Origin of the sequence: Arenibacter sp. ARW7G5Y1, from assembly GCF_003201775.1 — a bacterium.
GTDB lineage: Bacteria > Bacteroidota > Bacteroidia > Flavobacteriales > Flavobacteriaceae > Arenibacter.
Genome location: NZ_QJJZ01000018.1, coordinates 35,041 through 51,889, shown reverse-complemented (window position 1 = coordinate 51,889; position 16,849 = coordinate 35,041). Strand labels below are relative to the sequence as shown.

At 43.6% G+C, this 16,849-nt stretch carries 16 protein-coding genes; 4 read left to right on the top strand and 12 right to left on the bottom strand.

Annotated elements, in window-relative coordinates; all coding sequences use genetic code 11:
- Positions 1 to 49: 49 nt before the first annotated feature.
- The 10 genes from mobB to C7972_RS20145 all read right to left on the bottom strand — a co-directional run bounded on the left by mobB (position 50) and on the right by C7972_RS20145 (position 9,790).
- Positions 50 to 1,075, bottom strand: a complete 1,026-nt coding sequence (mobB, locus tag C7972_RS20190) for a MobB family relaxase (protein ID WP_110357982.1) — start codon at positions 1,073 to 1,075, stop codon at positions 50 to 52.
- A gap of 4 nt (positions 1,076 to 1,079) precedes the next feature.
- Positions 1,080 to 1,634 carry a BfmA/BtgA family mobilization protein gene (locus tag C7972_RS20185; protein WP_110357981.1) on the bottom strand — a complete coding sequence of 185 codons (555 nt, stop codon included), beginning with the start codon at positions 1,632 to 1,634 and terminating at the stop codon, positions 1,080 to 1,082.
- A gap of 378 nt (positions 1,635 to 2,012) precedes the next feature.
- The gene (locus C7972_RS20180) at positions 2,013 to 2,393 is read right to left on the bottom strand and encodes a DUF6876 family protein (protein ID WP_110357980.1); all 381 of its coding nucleotides are present in this window, start codon (positions 2,391 to 2,393) and stop codon (positions 2,013 to 2,015) included.
- An 85-nt stretch (positions 2,394 to 2,478) separates the two neighbouring features.
- A complete protein-coding gene (locus C7972_RS20175) occupies positions 2,479 to 2,817 on the bottom strand; it encodes a single-stranded DNA-binding protein (protein WP_110357979.1) in 339 nt (112 codons plus the stop codon).
- 627 nt (positions 2,818 to 3,444) lie between these two features.
- Positions 3,445 to 4,557, bottom strand: coding sequence for a hypothetical protein (locus C7972_RS20170; RefSeq protein WP_110357978.1), 1,113 nt, complete (start codon positions 4,555 to 4,557; stop codon positions 3,445 to 3,447).
- A gap of 11 nt (positions 4,558 to 4,568) precedes the next feature.
- On the bottom strand, positions 4,569 to 5,231 hold the full coding sequence (locus C7972_RS20165) for an ATPase (RefSeq protein ID WP_110357977.1): 663 nt from the start codon (positions 5,229 to 5,231) through the stop codon (positions 4,569 to 4,571).
- Between the two features lie 4 nt (positions 5,232 to 5,235).
- A complete protein-coding gene (locus C7972_RS20160; RefSeq protein ID WP_181422951.1) occupies positions 5,236 to 5,910 on the bottom strand; it encodes a hypothetical protein in 675 nt (224 codons plus the stop codon).
- Positions 5,910 to 6,197, bottom strand: coding sequence for a helix-turn-helix domain-containing protein (locus C7972_RS20155; RefSeq protein ID WP_110358012.1), 288 nt, complete (start codon positions 6,195 to 6,197; stop codon positions 5,910 to 5,912). Before C7972_RS20155 ends, C7972_RS20160 begins: the two co-directional genes overlap by 1 nt.
- 336 nt (positions 6,198 to 6,533) lie before the next feature.
- Positions 6,534 to 7,373 (bottom strand): RteC domain-containing protein, encoded by an 840-nt coding sequence (locus tag C7972_RS20150; protein WP_110357976.1) that lies wholly within the window; start codon positions 7,371 to 7,373, stop codon positions 6,534 to 6,536.
- A 23-nt stretch (positions 7,374 to 7,396) separates the two neighbouring features.
- A complete protein-coding gene (locus C7972_RS20145; protein ID WP_110358011.1) occupies positions 7,397 to 9,790 on the bottom strand; it encodes an aminotransferase class I/II-fold pyridoxal phosphate-dependent enzyme in 2,394 nt (797 codons plus the stop codon).
- 205 nt (positions 9,791 to 9,995) lie between these two features.
- Here C7972_RS20145 and C7972_RS20140 point away from each other — a divergent pair, with 205 nt between their 5' ends.
- The 4 genes from C7972_RS20140 to C7972_RS20125 all read left to right on the top strand — a co-directional run bounded on the left by C7972_RS20140 (position 9,996) and on the right by C7972_RS20125 (position 12,373).
- Positions 9,996 to 10,397 (top strand): hypothetical protein, encoded by a 402-nt coding sequence (locus C7972_RS20140; RefSeq protein WP_110357975.1) that lies wholly within the window; start codon positions 9,996 to 9,998, stop codon positions 10,395 to 10,397.
- A 46-nt stretch (positions 10,398 to 10,443) separates the two neighbouring features.
- Positions 10,444 to 11,415, top strand: a complete 972-nt coding sequence (locus C7972_RS20135; protein WP_110357974.1) for a helix-turn-helix domain-containing protein — start codon at positions 10,444 to 10,446, stop codon at positions 11,413 to 11,415.
- 81 nt (positions 11,416 to 11,496) lie between these two features.
- Positions 11,497 to 11,961 (top strand): MauE/DoxX family redox-associated membrane protein, encoded by a 465-nt coding sequence (locus C7972_RS20130; RefSeq protein ID WP_110357973.1) that lies wholly within the window; start codon positions 11,497 to 11,499, stop codon positions 11,959 to 11,961.
- Between the two features lie 127 nt (positions 11,962 to 12,088).
- A complete protein-coding gene (locus C7972_RS20125) occupies positions 12,089 to 12,373 on the top strand; it encodes a DUF6520 family protein (RefSeq protein WP_146216359.1) in 285 nt (94 codons plus the stop codon).
- An 88-nt stretch (positions 12,374 to 12,461) separates the two neighbouring features.
- On the opposite strand, the gene C7972_RS20120 is transcribed toward C7972_RS20125, so the two are convergent.
- Both C7972_RS20120 and C7972_RS20115 read right to left on the bottom strand, forming a co-directional pair.
- The gene (locus C7972_RS20120) at positions 12,462 to 15,437 is read right to left on the bottom strand and encodes a M16 family metallopeptidase (protein WP_110357971.1); all 2,976 of its coding nucleotides are present in this window, start codon (positions 15,435 to 15,437) and stop codon (positions 12,462 to 12,464) included.
- Entirely contained in the window at positions 15,424 to 16,839 is a 1,416-nt protein-coding gene (locus C7972_RS20115) for a RagB/SusD family nutrient uptake outer membrane protein (protein ID WP_110357970.1), read from the bottom strand. Before C7972_RS20115 ends, C7972_RS20120 begins: the two co-directional genes overlap by 14 nt.
- Positions 16,840 to 16,849 lie beyond the last annotated feature (10 nt).

Sequence of the window (16,849 nt, the reverse complement as noted above, 5' to 3'; positions counted from 1 at the left end):
ACTTTCAATTTGGATTACTGATATGAACCACTATCACTTTCTGGAATTCCTAAATACCGATGGAACTGGAAGATCTGGCAATATCGATGGCCTTCTTAAATTGTTTAATCGCCTGCAGGGCAGCCTCCACCTTGTTCGCGGGAATATTTAGTATGGGAACATGCACCCCGGCGGCACCCATTAGTTTAAGGGCCGCGCTCCTTTCGTTGGTAGGCAATCCCAGTAGATGTGCAAAATAAATTTTGGGATCCTGGACAAAGGCCTTACGCGCACTATAGGATTCCACGTAGTTTCGTTGGTATTTAAATAGGGTATCGAACCTTTTTTCTGCCTTTTCATAAAATTGGTCCCGATTGAATCCCCGCTTTACCGTCCTCCCATTCAGGGTCGATTCGGACTCCCTGTATTTGCTGCCAGGGGAAAGACTATATCTATTGGTAACATCCTTTCTACTCACGATAATATGGATATGGGTCTGCAATCCTGGCTTTTTCATCCCTTGTGCCACCACCTGTCCATCAATGCGGTGTGGGATTTGGGTATGGAGCCTAGCAATTTCCTTCCTCATCATCTTTACATTTCCGGAACCCTCCCCACGTTCCACCTTACGGATTTCATTTTCCAATTTTACGATCTTGGCCCTGTATTCCTGGTTCTCTTTCACCTCCCTGTCAAATCCTTTAAAGATGCGTTCATATTCTAACTTCGCATAGTATTTGATACTGTCCACGGACACCGGGATATCACGATGGAAGGAAGCCGCGTAATCCTTCATGACCTCGCGAACATATTGTTTTAAAAGATTTGGATCATTGTTTATATGCTTCAATTCCCGCTGACTGGGGTTGATGGTCAGGGCAAAGAATTTGGGTTCCCGCTTTTTCAATTTGGCAGTGTTCCCATCAATTTCTTTGATGACCTTTTCGGGGGCGATCCGGTCGTTGTGCTGATCAAAAAAATGTTCCTGCAGTTCGGGCTGTTTTCCTTCGTTCTCTTTTTCCAGATAGGCCACAAAATCCGAGCAGCTTTGCGAAAATGTGGTATCCAGATGTTGTTTGGTGATACTGATATACATGGTCCTATTGCTTTTCTATTCTGATCTTCAGTTTTTGGAAATCCTCTGGGGCCATATCCAATTGTAATCTTGGCTTTCCGAAGTTAATCTTCACCAATTCCACCCTGTTCAATACGTTTAAAAAATCGGTTCTTAATTCTCCAAAATCCCGTTTAAGATTCGTGAAATCCTTTTCCATGGCAATGGCCTCCTCCACCTTTTTAAAGAACCTATCCCTTTCAGGGTCGGGACCCTTTCCATCAATAAGCAAAGGGGGCTGTCCCTGTCTCTTTTGGGGCGAGTGTTCGAACAAAAGTTCCAGCATGGCGGTAGTAGGCTTGGTCTGGCTCTTTTCAATTTCCCGGATAATTGCAATTGCTGCTTCCGTCCTTTTTCTATTCTTTAGGACTTCCTTGCCAACACTCTTTTCAAATTTGTCCGAAGGCAGAAAACCGTGCCACTCAAAAAAATCGATGATCATGTCCATCGCCTCCGAATAGGAAGTGGCAACTTTCTTCGAAAAGCGTTTGAACCGCTGGGCGGTATTCCTTCTAAATCGTATCGTATAAAAATGGTCCATCCTTTAAAAATCAGCATTGGGTCATATTTTGTTAATGTTTTGGGGGTCTATGGCCGGATTTGACCCAATAGCATTTTGCACCTAAAAAAACAAACTCGGCAAAGGCCTATAAACAAAGGCATTTCAAAGAAAGACATGTTGTAACGTCGCTTCAGCGCGTTACCCTCTTGCTATTCCTTTTTTCGCGCCGGCGAAAAATTTCCGTCTTAAAGCCCAATGTAGTCTGATGGGCAACAAACTGGTAAGTGATAAAAAATTTTAAGAGATTTTAAAGTCAAATTTTGAGGAATTTCCAATGGATTTGGAAAAATGATCGGGATAATGAAAAAGCAACTAATAAAAAAGGCGGTACCAGCATCGGTCCGCCCTTCATTCAATTTAATATTCACTAGGGAGCATCAGGGTGTCGTCCACAAAGAACAATCTGATCTCGTCCAAGGGGAAGTCGGTCAAATGATATTTTTGGGTCTCAAAGATCAGCCCATTGCCATCAATGTAATCAATTTTGGCCTCATATCCCATAATGGTCATTTCCTCTTGGGTAAATTTTTTAAAATCGATGCTAATGAATCGACTTTTGCCCATCAAACTTTTGGCGATAACGGAAGTATCCGTCACCAACCAATAACACTCTCCGGCCTCGGTAAGGTACTTTATGCCTTCCGTAAATTTAGTCCCGATAATTGGGATTTGATAAAGTACTAACGAACCGTTAAAATGTTGTATCCGTTCCTTTATTTGTCTAGTTTTGAAGTTCATATGAGTTAGTATTAATCTATAAGGGGGCGTTTAATTTCGGGAACGCCCCCTTTGTTTATCTACTGCATCCTGAAATGATATCCATTTAGGAACTGCTTCCAAGCAACAGGATTTCATCCACGACCACTTCGGTCACATAGCGCGTGCTACCCTCTTTGGTTTCATAGTTTCGGGTCTTCAATTTCCCTGAGACCCCAACTTCTTTGCCCTTAATGGCATACTTCTCAACGATTTCAGCGGTTTTGCCCCAGGCCACAATGGTATGCCAGTCCGTATTCTGGACTTTCTCCCCATTGGCGTTTTTGTAGCGCTCATTGGTCGCCAATTGAAATTTGGCCACTTTTTTGCCACTTTCAAGATTCGTAATCGTCGGGTCGTCCCCGATGTTCCCGATCAACTGTACATGGTTTCTGAATTTGCTCATAATTGAAAAAGATTATGTCCACCTCACAGTGGACGGTTAATAATGGATTTAAATGATTTACTTATTATATCTCGAACGTTTTCCTTGCCTGCGTTAGGCAGGCCTTTTTGATACTTTTGTGCCGTTTCATTTTTAGGTTTTGGATTCGATTTCATGATTTGCTGTTTTTGACTTACTTCCCATAGAGCTCTCACGTTACCTTTTTTGATGCAAAACCCAACACAACATTCGAACTTGGAAAGACGTATAAATAAGATCGCGCCATGGGTGTGACTGGTTTATGCCGTCGGACAAGGGGGAATGTTGTTTTTTCGCCATCCAAAAAAGGTCCGAGGGTTCGAATGACGGTAGTTCGAAAACTGCCCATGAAAGAATTCCATCGCCTTTGTAACGGCACAAAATGCATAAATGGAATCCAATCTGGCAGTCGGCCAGGCGGACTTGAGCAAGGGTTTTATGGGTAGCGGAGCCGAAGGTGTGCAGGATGGACCGTAAAACCCTTGCTCGTGTCCAAGACCCCCCTGAGGCTTATTGCCCGAAATGGAATGTAGTGGCAATGTGCTGAGGGTGGCAGGCACCAATACCTTGAACTAGGTAAACTCTGGGATCAAAAGCCATCCGCTTTGTTCAAATATTCTTGAACTCTCCCCAGATCAAAGGATGTGAACTGGCCGCATGGATCCTACTTTTCAAGTTTGGGTAGGTTTCCCATCCCGAATTGCCATCAGGCCACATCCCTTTACGGTCAAGCCCGCAAGAAGCAAGCTTCCCCTTCATTTCCGGGGAAAGAAGCATATAATCCTTTTGCCTAATATTCACTCCCATGCGATAGGCACCCAATCTAAAATATCCACTAGCCCTACCTAAATCCTTTTCCACTCTGCAACTAGGATGTCTGGACACATCCGATAGATCGGTCTCACGAAGTAGGGGGCTCAGGCAATCGCTATAGGACACATCGTTCAAGGTCCCGCATAACAGGACCAATTCCTTTCCCGAGTCTTTCATTAGATCATAGATATCGGCTACCTTCTGTACCTGAACTTTTCTTTTGGTGTCCTTGTCCAATGAAAACTGTGCGGAAATGATATGAACCGATCGGCCTTCCGGGGTAGTAATGGTATACTCCAGACAATCGACTTCAAATATAGGTTCTTGGTCCTGGGTCCGTTCCAAACCATGGCTTTTTAAGGTATCCAATCGGTAACCGTTTTTCGCCATGATCGCCATCCCCCGTCCACGGCCATCGTTACCCTCCAAATGTAGGACCTGTTCGTAGGGTTCCACATTGAACTCCCTTAAGAGTCCATGGTTAAAATCCATCAATGAGGCCCTATCCTCGACTTCTTGGAGGACAAGGACATCCGCATCCGTATCTGCAATGAGCCTGGCCTTGTTGAGGGTCGCATTAAAGGGAATGGCCACGGTCTGCAGGGCCACCCATCCATTCCAATCAGTCAATCGGGAGGCTTTGGGCTCATGTGCAGATCCATGTGGTTTCAGAAAGAGTTCCCCTTGTCTTTTTCGCAGTACCCCATAGGGCCGATTGTCGGTCTTGTCAAACCCCAACAAAAAAGTGAGTTCCCTGATACGGTCAATATCATTTGTATTTTTTTGGATTCTGTGCATTAGGTTGTCGAGTTCCGATACCCAATCGGAAACACATTTCTTCAGCTTGGGCCGCATAAGGCTTTTGTCCCGATGATATACATTTTCGATGTTGAAGGTTGCGATTTTCATATTGGTCGATTTTAGATTCGTTTATCCTTGGTGTGCTTGTCAAATGAGATCAGATTGAACATTTGGCGCATACGGCTACGGACGCGTTTTCCGTATCGCTCCTCCAATTCCTCGGCATTGAGATTGGTGGTTATGTGGGTAGGGATCTTGGATTGCTGGTAGAGTTCATGGCGGGAGACCAATACCTCCCCCATGACATTGCAATCGTCCCCATAGTATCTGCCCATGGGTTCCACCCCCAGATCGTCAAAACAGTAGGACCGGCCGTTCCCGTAATCCTCTATGATCTTGTATCCAATGTGGTTAAAGGCAAAGGTGATATTCCGGGCAGGAATTATATCGTAGGTCCTTTTATGGGGGACAAGGTGCCGAATCAACTTCATCATGCTCGTTTTGCCACAACCCACCGGCCCTGTCAACAATATACCTTTGGCCGTATCCATTTCCATTTGCCGACAACTCTCGAAATCCTTGACCATATAGCTGCAAAGCTTTAGGAAAGTACCCCTGTCCTCTGCGCGGACCTTAAAACCTTCCCCGAAGAGGGACCGACCCTTGGCTTCCAGATAGAGGAGCACTTTGGAAAAGTCGTAATCGATACGTTTTCCGTCAAAATTTCCCAGGCAGTATTCAATGCCTCCTTCCACCAAAATATGTGGCCGTAGATTTTGCATTTTATCACAAGGGTTCCCCATAATTTTTATTTGTTTCGATATCCAGATAATCTGCAGTCAGCTTTTTGTTGGACCTTCCAACAAGAGCACTTTCCTTTTTCAATTCCCTGGCCCGGAGCATCCAATTTCTCGCCGTGGCCATCCAGTCCTCTATCATGCACTTTCCACCTACCTTCCATCCTACCCCCTGATAGTGATTGTAAAATTTTACCCCCTCGCTAAGCGGCCACTTGTTCAGTTTAAAAAACTCAACAACATCATGTTCATTTTTTGGCTTGCTCTCTCTAGAGAGTTTATTTAATGTTTTATTATGTTTGTTAATGTTTATATATGGTACCACCGCTGGTCCAACACTAGTTTCGGGGTTGTCCAGGAGTTGTCCAGCAGTTGTCCCAAAAATGGGCATCATAATACGGCTTCCCTTGAACCGGCTGTGGGAGGGCAGATAGGAGATGTAGCCCCAATCGTTCAAATTGTTCAGGCAACGGTGGTAGGTGGTCCTGGATCCTATTTTGGCATGGGTCATGGTCTCCTCCCGATCCACTTGAAAACTCTCGGGAAACCTGTTCTGGTTCCAACATTGGAACAGTGCCATGTAGAGGCTCACATGTGAGGGATTGAGCCTTGAATCTTTAGAGAATTGCCGAAATACCCCATTAAGGTGCTTTATATAGTTCATTACTTGCCTTTTGAATTGGTGACCAGGTTATCCAAAAGAATCTTCTCGATTTGATCGGCCTCGTAAAAAATGAGCCCTCCTATTTTGGTATAGGACAGGGTGCCGTTGTGCCTAAATTTCTGCAAGGTCCCCGGGCTGATATTGAGCATATCCATGACCTGGGTACTTTTTAGCCACTCCTTTTTTATGATCTGGGCCCGATTTTCATTGAACATTTCCCGGATCTCTTCGAGAAGTTCCTGTTTAAATTCCAATAAATCTTCTGTGGTAATGATCGTTGCTGCCATTGTAGACGGTTTTTTATGGAAAGGGGCCATCGCATTGCTGTCAACTAATTTGACGGCCCCTGACCAGGTTTAGTCCACAAACTTTACTATTTTGTCCTTTAGTGTTCGTGGATCCTTGATTTGATTTTCGTCCTACAAAATTGCAGAGGCATTTTGGTTAAAATTCCATAGCTATGATAGAGGTGGGAGATATTTTTTTGAAATATTTTTTGGCAGTTTTTATAACGATTTGGCATAGCATGCTCTTCTCACTACCATTAAAAAACAATCAAATTCTATATTGAAATCGATAAAACCAAAATCCCCCACCTCTATCCCAAGGTGGGGGATTTTGGGTCAGTCGTCCAGACCCTCCATCCTTTGTTGCAACATCTCGATGAGCCTGTCCAAAAACTTGGTCCTACCGGTCTTCCTGGACCTGATCTCGATAAAGGTGTGGTAGTAGTTGCCAAGGTCCACATTGTAGAAGTGTTCGAAATGGGCCGCCAGTTCCTTGATGTCCGCAGTACCGCTATTGATGCATTTAGTGGAGTGAAGGGCATAGAGGAGCTCTATCAGGTCCGTCTTGCTACCTGTCCAAAAAAGTTTTGAAGGTCGTTCCATAGGTTTGTCTTTTAAGTCGTCCATGTTGATAGTCAGCGTATCGATCTCCCTTTGCAGGTAAACAATGAGCATGTCATAGGCCATAATGGTAGCCACCGTACCGTCCTGACAGGTGGAGAACTGGTCGTCGATCATAAAGTGAAAGGATTCCAGGGGCAGCCGCAGGTCCATGTTGCCACGTACAAAATACTGTTCGTCCAGGGATATGGCCCCACGGCGGTAATAGTTATAGAATTCCAGATTGTCGTTAAAGAAGATCTGCAGCTTTTCGATCTGGTTTTTCAGGTATTTCACCTGTGCGGCATTGCTTCCCCGCGGCCGCCTGCTCTCGATGTTGAACAACCGGCCATAATAGATGAGCTTGCTGAAGAATTGGGGTTTGATATGCTTAAAAAAATTGATCTCCTCCACTTGGGAGGCAAAGGCCTTCTTGCTGATTTGGGCCTGGAGCCTTTTGATGTAGCGTTCTACCATGGAAATACCGGACTCAGCCCTAAAGAGAATGTCTCCGTTTCCATTTTCCAGTTTATCGAGTTGCGTCTTGAATTCCGATACCAATCTTTGATACTTCATCCCTTCTAGGTTTAACCTTCATGCTACATGGTGCCCAAAAGTTCCAGGACATAGTTGTCCGAGGCCTGTACAAAGGCATACCGTTCACTGACCACTGCACCCAGCTTACGTTTTTCAAAGGAGGCGGTCAATCCAAAATCGATATGGGAAAAACCTAGGGAGATGGCCCTTTTAATGGTCTGGTACAATAATTGACGATAGGTATAATGGCTCGTCACATAGGTGTAATCCAATCCCACAAAGGCCGGGACGTAGGTTTTGCCCTGGTTTTTGTAACAGAACATTGCCCCGATGGGTTTTGGTGGGCCGCTCTTTAGCCTAAGCACGATAAACTCCCAATGTGGATTATCGGACATGTTTTTAAAGACCCGTTCCGGAAAGGAAAAGGTATTCAGGCCAAGATTGTTCCGATGTACATTGCGGTACAATTCGATCAGCTGCGGCAATTGTTCCTTAGGACAAGTGTTGAGGATGTCCACTTGGAATTCCGGTTCAAAAGCTTGTATCTCCTTTCGGAAATGACGACGGTTGCGGACAGAAAGCCGGGCGATATAGGTTTGGACATCCATATGGTCCGTAAGGTCCACGACGCAAGAATCCGGCATTTGGATTCGGACAAATCCCTGGTCCTTAAAAAATCCCCCCATTTCTTCATCCGGTCCAAAATCCCGGAGAACGGTCATTTTGGCCCCCATTTTATGCCCCAAGGTTTCCAGGGTCCACATCAGTATGTTCAGGGCCCTATCACCTAAAGGATGCTTCCGGTCCAAGTACAGGTGATTGCCCTCGGTGAAAAGGGAACCTATGGACAGTGTCCTAGAGGTCAAATGATAGGAATCATATTTTCTGGCTTTTTCCAAGGTTTTTGATATAGTTTCCTTAGCCAACATATCGTCCATCCACAACCCTGCGGTCATGAACGTGGCCAATATGGGCTTCCCATTGCAATCCATAATTATCAAGTATCGGAACTCCCAATTGTGTTCCTTGAGTTCGTTCCCCTGAAAACTGTTCTCCAAAAACAACAGTCCGTCCCAGTCCATGGCTCCTTGTGCCCCCATTAAATTGTTCCATATTTTCTTATCCACCTTGGTTATCGAATTTTCCAATAGGATGTCGAGATCACCATGGACAACTTTTGGTCTGGTTTTAGGGACAGCCATGGCAAAGGCATGGCGTACCCTGCCCAGGTCGGTCCCGGTCTCCTCTAGGGCTTTTGGATAATAATGGGCCATGGCCTCCACCAAGGCAGCTATCTCCTCCTTTTGGTTATGTCTGGAAATAGTGATGCGCACCCCTGTATTTTTTACTGGTACGGCCGGAAACAATCCCAGGTTGACATAGAATCCCTCCGCCATCAATCGGTTTACAAAATTGTAACCAGTTTTGGGCATTCCCGTACCTATATAGAACACTGGGGAATCGTTCCTATCCACCAAGGGCAGATCCGTTCTTGACAGCAGGCCGTTGAAATACTGGGTACGTTCCTTCAGTTCGTTCTGGAGACAGTAGATCTCTGGGGAAAGATGAATGTCCGCCGAAGCCGAGGCAGCCGCGACGGACGCCGGTTCCAGTTGGGCCGAAAAGGTCAAGGGCCCTCCGAAGGTCTTTATCCTATGGTGCATTTTTTTATCCGGACATACCAGTACCGCCCCGCTGGCACCAAAGGTCTTGCTCAAGGTCCCGAACAACAACATGTTGCCAGGAAGTTCCTTTAACTGATCCATGACAAAACCGGTACCATGTCTCCCTGCCCAGCTCATGCCGTGCACGTCATCGATATAGAAGTGCAATTGGGAATACTTCTCCGACAGGGCCATTAGTTGATGTAGTGGTGCACTGTCCCCGTACATGGAGTATATACCGTCCGCCATGTACCAGATACGGTTCCGCTTTCGGGAATGGTATTTTATTTTGTCCTCTAGCATGTCCAGATGATTGTGTCGGACCATGTCCACGGGAATACTTCTGTTCCTTAGCAGTTTGCAGGCATTCTGAACGCTCCAGTGCACCTGGTGGTCCAGTATAACGGCATCCCTATCGTCCACGGCGCTAGGTATGGCCCCTAGATGTCCCAAGGTACTGTTCTTGGTGATAATAATTGTCTGTCCGTACATTTGCCCGATCCTATCCTCCAGAGCGTTGTACAACGGATGGGATATATAGGATTTGGACAGGGGAAACTGGGTACCGTACTTTTGGATGGCACCAACTGCAGCCTCTTTTAACCTGGCGTCCTGTTCCAGCCCCAAATAACCCGTGGTCCCAAAATGGTATAGTGCCTGTCCTCCGACACCAATGGTTCTTCCGTTAAAATTCTCTCCTTCGGCATATAGGTGTAGTATACCCTGATGCGCGGCATCTGTTATCACCTCGTTGACGGTGTCCAAAAAATTGTTGTGTTTGATCCTTGCCATGGTCATTTTGTGTTTGGTTCCCTAAAATTTAATAGCATTTGTAGGATTTTATACTACTCCACATAAAATTCATCCCTCTCAGATAAGTTTTAATCCCTCTGAGATAAGAAAAACCCCCTTTATAAGGGTCATATAGAAGGTATTAAAATTCACAATTATTATATTTATGTAAATTTAGAATCACCTACCAGTTTTTTTAAAGGCCATGCAAAAGTATTTTCAAAACGATTTCACGCGGTACATGCTTGTGGACAATATTGTACAGATCATTTATAAAAAGGGGGCCGTAATCGACCTCCAAGCGTCAAAACGGATCGTCAGGGACCGGTTGATGTTCCAGGAGGAACGGGCCTATCCCATTCTCTGTGACATCCGGCAACTCCGTAAGGTGGACAAAGCTGCCAGGGACTATCTGGCATTGGAAGGCTCCCAGTTGATAAAGGCATTGGCCTTTGTTATCGAACCTCCCGTGACCGATGTCATGACACGGTTCTACCTTATGACCAACCATCCCGATATCCCCACGGCCTCTTTTCGGGAAATTTCCAAGGCCTTGGTCTTTTTAAGCAGGTTCCTCAGCCTAGGCTTGGGAGCGATGATATTTTAAACATTTTAACATTTAACCCTTTTTACTCCTCTACAAACACACGAACATGGTCCCTTTAAGAACAGAACATAGAATGCAGGAGATCCAACAAATGCTCCTGGAAATGGCCGGTGGTAATTTCTTTTACCGTTTGGAGACCTCGGAGAGGAACGACAATGTGGAGGCCCTGGCCATAGTGCTCAACATGCTGGCCGAAGAGATCCAGGAATCCTTCTACCACCAGGGATATGTGAGTTCCAAGGGCACCACCGAACATTTGGTGCAGATGTGTTTTTTACTGGATGGTGACGGAATCGTCCAAATGGCCAATCAAAAAGCCTGTACCATCCTTTCCAAATTGTATGGGAATATTGTCCGAAAACCGTTTTCGGACCTGTTGACGGATGCTTCCAAAACCGATTGGGTCCAGAAATGGAGGACCCTTTGTAAAAAGAGCTTCTATGATATGGCCATCCCCCTTAATTTTTTGACCAATGATAATCTGGTCATTCCCAATCGCTGCCATATCACCTCTATCAAATCCGAAGAGGACGGTTCCCATAACGTCCTGATCACCGTGATCCATACCACTACGGGCAGGACCTTTGGCAAGGAAAGGAACCGAACGGCCATTAATCCGGACTCCAATGGCAAAAATTCCCAAAAGAAAGTAACAAGACCAAAGGTCAAACTGAGTTATGAGGACATCCGCAAGATAAGGGAAGGGCAGGAAATGATCCTCAACAACCTGCAGATGGACCTTCCCAACCTAAAGGACCTGGCCCATCAATTGGGAACCAATGAGTTCAAGCTGAAATATGGTTTCAAGGAGCTTTATGGCACCACGGTCTTCAAATATCTGGTGCAGGAAAGGTTGCGCAAGGCCAAGACCTTGGTCCAATACACCCAACTGAACTTCAAGTCCATTGCCAAGATGGTCGGATTCAAAAGCGTTCCCCATTTCAGCAGGGCATTCAGCGAGCAGTATGGATATTCCCCTAAAATTTTTAGAAAAAAGGCCGATTTGGGAGAGATATAACACATAAATCCCTCTGGGATAAGCATTTATCCCTTACAAGCAATTTTAACTCCCGAACTTTACCATATCAATACAAATGATATGAATCGGCACCAAATATTTAGGGAGACAATTGTACAAACGGCCAGTTTGCTGTTTATAGTACTATTTGCCTATGCCGGACTGACCAAACTCCTGGAAGGGCATATGTTCTACGACAACATCAGGAACTCGCCCATACTTGGGGGCAAGGCCATGGCTTCCTTGGCATCTTGGGTCATACCGTTGTCGGAACTGGCCGTTTCACTGCTATTGATTTGGAAAAAAACCAGATTGATGGCACTCTATGGGGCAGCAGTCCTGATGCTCCTATTTACCGGCTATACCGTGGCCATTGTGTTTTTTGCTCCCTATAGGCCCTGTTCCTGTGGGGGCATTATCTCCCTGCTGTCCTGGGAACAGCATTTGGTCCTCAATGCGATATTGCTCCTATTGGCCTTACTGGCCATATGGTTTTCACGCAAACATAAAGGGATACCTTGGAAGAAGGCCCGTCAAGATCCATAAATGGCCATGGGATCTAAACATTAAAAGTGAAATAATGAAGATATTTTGTTGCGCGACAAGAGCAGGGGGAAGACCGAAAACCTGTAAAAGAGAGTAGGCACTTATTATTAATTAAAATTATATTATCATGAAAAAGTTAAAATTGATATTACCGATGTTGGCATTCATTTTTGCCATTACACTGTCCTTTGCATTTGTGAACGCAACGGCCGATGATTTTTACGCTACCGGATATGTAATTATTGAAGGCCAGCCATATGATGTTGATACCAATTGTAATTCGCAATCCACTTCCGATTGCAAAGTACGTATTGAAAATTTGTCGGGTACGTTTATAGTTTATGATTCCGAGACCGATGAACCATTAAAAAGTAATGCCCCGATTCAAACAATCGATGATCCAAGGCCTTAAATTTGAGGAGTAGTTTTAGCAAGTATAACATCGGATAAGATCAATCCGATGTTATACTTAGTTTAATCAAACAAAATATTCCTTGAAACTATTTTCTGGAATTGCCATTTTCATCCTCAAATGTAAATTCCATAAGATTGTCTTCCTTAAGGTATTTCCGTGCCGATGTCCGAATATCCTCTGGCGTGAGTAATTTTACATATTCCTCAATTTCAACCGGGCTGGCCCATTTTGCGTTAAATCGATAATGATCATATAATTTTTCAACTCTTCTAGCAGGATGATGTTGTCTATTCACCCTATATTTTGGATAAACAATATTGAGCATTACATCCTTAAAAACCTCACTATCGATTCCTTTATCGCGCAGTTCTTTTACCAACGATTGGCAGGCCTTTCGCAACATCTCCAATTCACTCGGTATAACATTCAGTAAAATTCCTATATCATAAAATGAGGACTCCTTGTTAATCGTACCAAAAGCCGTCATATCATATAAACCGGCATCCACGGAGAACCGTAAATCCAATATCCTGGAATTCAACATATAACCCAACACTTCAATGTCTATTAGTTCTTTCCAATGCATTGGTTTATCCACTTTGGACAGATACTTTCTGTAATAAAAAATATTTTTCATTTTGTATCCTGCTCCCATAGTATGCGGATTGAATTGTTTATATAATGGGCTTGCCGGAAGTGTCACCTCTTTGGTGAATCGGGTTCTATCCGAAATAGAATTGGACCTTACAGGAAGATTGCCCAAATACTTTTGTAATAATGGCAAAACTTCCTCCACCGAAAAACTACCGCTAATAATAAAAGTAAAATCTTCGGCGTCACCATGGAGTTCTCTGTATATTTCATATGCCGCTCTCATATCCGTTTGACGAATGCCATGCAAACGCCTTGTCCCTTCCGGTACTTTTGAGCGATCCTTTAAGAACTCCCGAATCCTTACAACAAAATCTTGGTTGATAATACCATATGTAGGATACAAGTGGCGATTTTCTTCTTGAATTTTCCAATCCACAAACGCATTTTCATCTTCTCTGGGGTGTACAAAATATAGATATATCAATTGAAGCATCATTTCCAGATCATCAATGGCAGCGTTTCCTTTAATACCCGTTTCATTGTAATTAATATAAGGTCGGATCCACAATCCTTTGGCATGCTCCTTTAAATAACTATTGATTTGAAATTTATTAAGTGACCCTGCTCCGGAATTTTGAACAATGTAGGGGGCGTTTATAGCAGAAAAATAAGCCTTTTCAGGAAAGCACGATGCGCCATTTGGACTGAACCCGTGTAGATAAAATCTATCCTTGCTATTTGTCAAAGTATCCAATATTACCTTCATTCCATTGTCCAACACAATCTCTTCGGCCCCAAAAGAAGCAGTACCTATAACCTTGTAATCCCTAAATTTTAAAGTAGATTTCTGGTCTTCACTTAATAATTCCCTTGGTACTTCTTGGCGGATAAATGGCGCTACGCTCTGAAACTGGGCCTGCTGTATCCAACCCCGCACCTGGTTTTCGGTAAACCTGGTCCCCTTGGGTGCCACAATCCCAATATCGTCCGGATCATCGCTTATAAGGCGGCCAAGCGCCGCATTAAACTCTTTGAGACTTAGTTTGGACAGCCATTTTTTTAGGTCAATAGCATTGTTCCCCGGTAATGCTTCACCATAAACAAAGTGTTCCTGAATGCGTTCCAACCAATAGGCTGATCGGTCAGTTTCTTCCTTGTCCATGAGTAGGATATAATTATTTCTAAATTCGTCCCATTCATTTTGTTCAAGTCCAAACTTTTTTAATTGCCTTAATGTTAAAAGTACTTTATTCAATCCTTTCCCAACCGTATTCACATTTGACCTAATCCTTAACTCCATTGCAGGCAAATATGGACCGGGAGGAAAAAACGAAGAAGTAAAGTGATTGCCATATGTTTTCTCTAACTCATTTAGGCGATGATTGATCAGTTTATAAAGTAATTTCCAATACAGCCTTTCTTTGATTTTCTGCTCGTTCTCAAGATTCTCAATTATCTCCGGTTTCCTATGGTAAAGAAAGAATTCCACTTCTTTACTACCACCACAATTTATTGAATCCAATTCCATGTGGACAAAATGTTTCTCCCCCGTCAAGTATTCTTGAACACAGGCCAACCATTTGTTTGGTGTTTTCACCCTGTTCATGGATGAAAAATTATCAATTATCTTCTTTTCAATTTTATCGATGTTCTTAATATCTCCCACCAAAACTATAGCCATACGATCTGGTTGGTACCATTCTTTATAAAAATCTATAAGTGTCTCGGGTGTATATTCCTTATTAAGTTTAAAAAAATCGGAGTAATCACTACTACAAGGGATTAAGAGTGATTTCAATTTTGTTTTAGCAAAAAACTTTTGAAGGTTATCGCCTTGACGAAAAACAATTTCTTGGAGCAAGGGTCCCTTCTCCTTTAAAATAGCTTCCTCGGTCAAATCCAGGTCCGTAATGTTTGTAAACCACCTAAGGCCCGTATTGAACGCATTTTCACTATTTGAAGGAATATCAAACCTATACCAAGTGGAATAATTCCAAGTTTGTGCAAAAAGATCACTTTTGCCCATACCCAAACTATTCAAAAGTCCAGGGTCGTTTAATAGGTTGACCGGAAAATCTTTGGCACATTTAAAAGCCAGGTGTTCAATGGCATGTGCATAATCCAATTCTTCATCTCGTTGATAGTTATTCCCAACCTTGACATAAAATCGCATGTTTATCTTCTCAGGACCATTCTCCACACGCTTGATATAATAAGTGAACCCGTTCCCTAAACGCCCATAACGGATTGAAGGGTCCAATGACAGTGGAGCTCCATTATCAAGCACATTGCCCTCTTGTCCGTTCATAGAGGAAATTACAACAAAAAGAAATATTTGGAGTACGTATTTATATCCCTTTATCTTTTCGGTTATCTTATACATATTAAGTGGTTGTTTGAATAATAAAACGGATTCCGAAGTCTCTTTGGCAGCCAACACTTTATACAAAAGCTCAATAACCTTCATTTTGTTCAATATTTGGATTTTTGGCACGCTCTTCTTCAGGAATCGGGTAGAAAATGTCTGTATCCTGCCATAGTGGTTTTATGGGCTTTAATACCTCAGCTGTTTTTTGGAGGCGTTTTAGATCCAACCAGCGATGTCCCCATTCGGAAAACAGTTCCCGTGTACGTTCTTCCATTATTTCTTCCAGTAAATCCTCTTGTGAGATTCCGGGTAAGGTATTGGCGATGAGCTCTAGATTGGCCCGATTACGTAATTTGTCCAAATCTGATATGGCCCCCGGCAAATTTCCTTGCATGGCACGTGCTTCCGCACGTATCAGATACTGTTCTGCAAGCCGCAATACCATTGAATATTCGGTAATATTGCCGCTACTGCTTCCATCTTTGTATTTTTGCGGAAAATAAAACTCCCTACTTGAATTATAACCCACCCAATGTGCCAACCTTTTATCTTCCGGACTTATGGTCGCCACAAAATCATTCGAAAGAACGACCCGTGAGCTATTTATCCCCCTAAAAAAATACCCCTCCCTGGTATATGTAGTTTGTCGCCTTCCTACCGGAACTGGGGATATTTGCCATATGGCTTCCCTGCTGTTCTTTAGGAACACTTGGTCCAAATCCTGCAAGATTTCATAGATAGAGGCTTGATCAATAACCTTGCTGCTCCACTCTTCTGCTTTCTCCCAATTCTGTTGGTATAGATAGATTCTTGCCCTTAAAGCCATCACAACAAAACGATTTATATTGGTGCGTTCCAAGCTTTCATACTCCTCCACTTCCTCCAAAAGGGATATCGCCAAGTCTAGGTCGGTAGATATCTGTTCATGCACTTTTGCTGCCGAATCCTTTGGGGCCACGGCGTTCTTACTATAGTCCGTTGTCAGGACCAATGGTACATCACCATACAGGTTTACCAAATAAAAATAGGTAAAGGCCCTTATGAACCTGGCTTGCCCTTCGGCAATAGTAAGTGTTTCCTCGGATAATTGGTCGGAATTTGATAATCCTTCCAAAACGCTGTTGGCCATATAGATGATATTATAGGCACTTGACCATAGCTCATAATTGGCACTGGCATCAGGTGTCCCCCTAGGTGAAATCTGGTTCTGTTGAAATGGACCATATCTTGTATCCGTAGCACTGGTTGTTTCAAAAATGTCAGAAGACATTCCTGCCAATATGGTCACAGAGCTTATATATCCATTGGAGAAACTCGCAGAAGAAAACAGTTCGTTATAAATGCCGGTTATTGCCGCCATTGCGGTCTCATCATTCTCAAAAACGGTTTCCGTAACCATTTTGTAATTTGGCGGTTCCAAATCAACGAAATCTTCACAGGAAATAGTTAACAGATAACCAAGGCACAGTATAATGGGTTTTATATATCTTTTGTTCAACATGTTTTTGTTT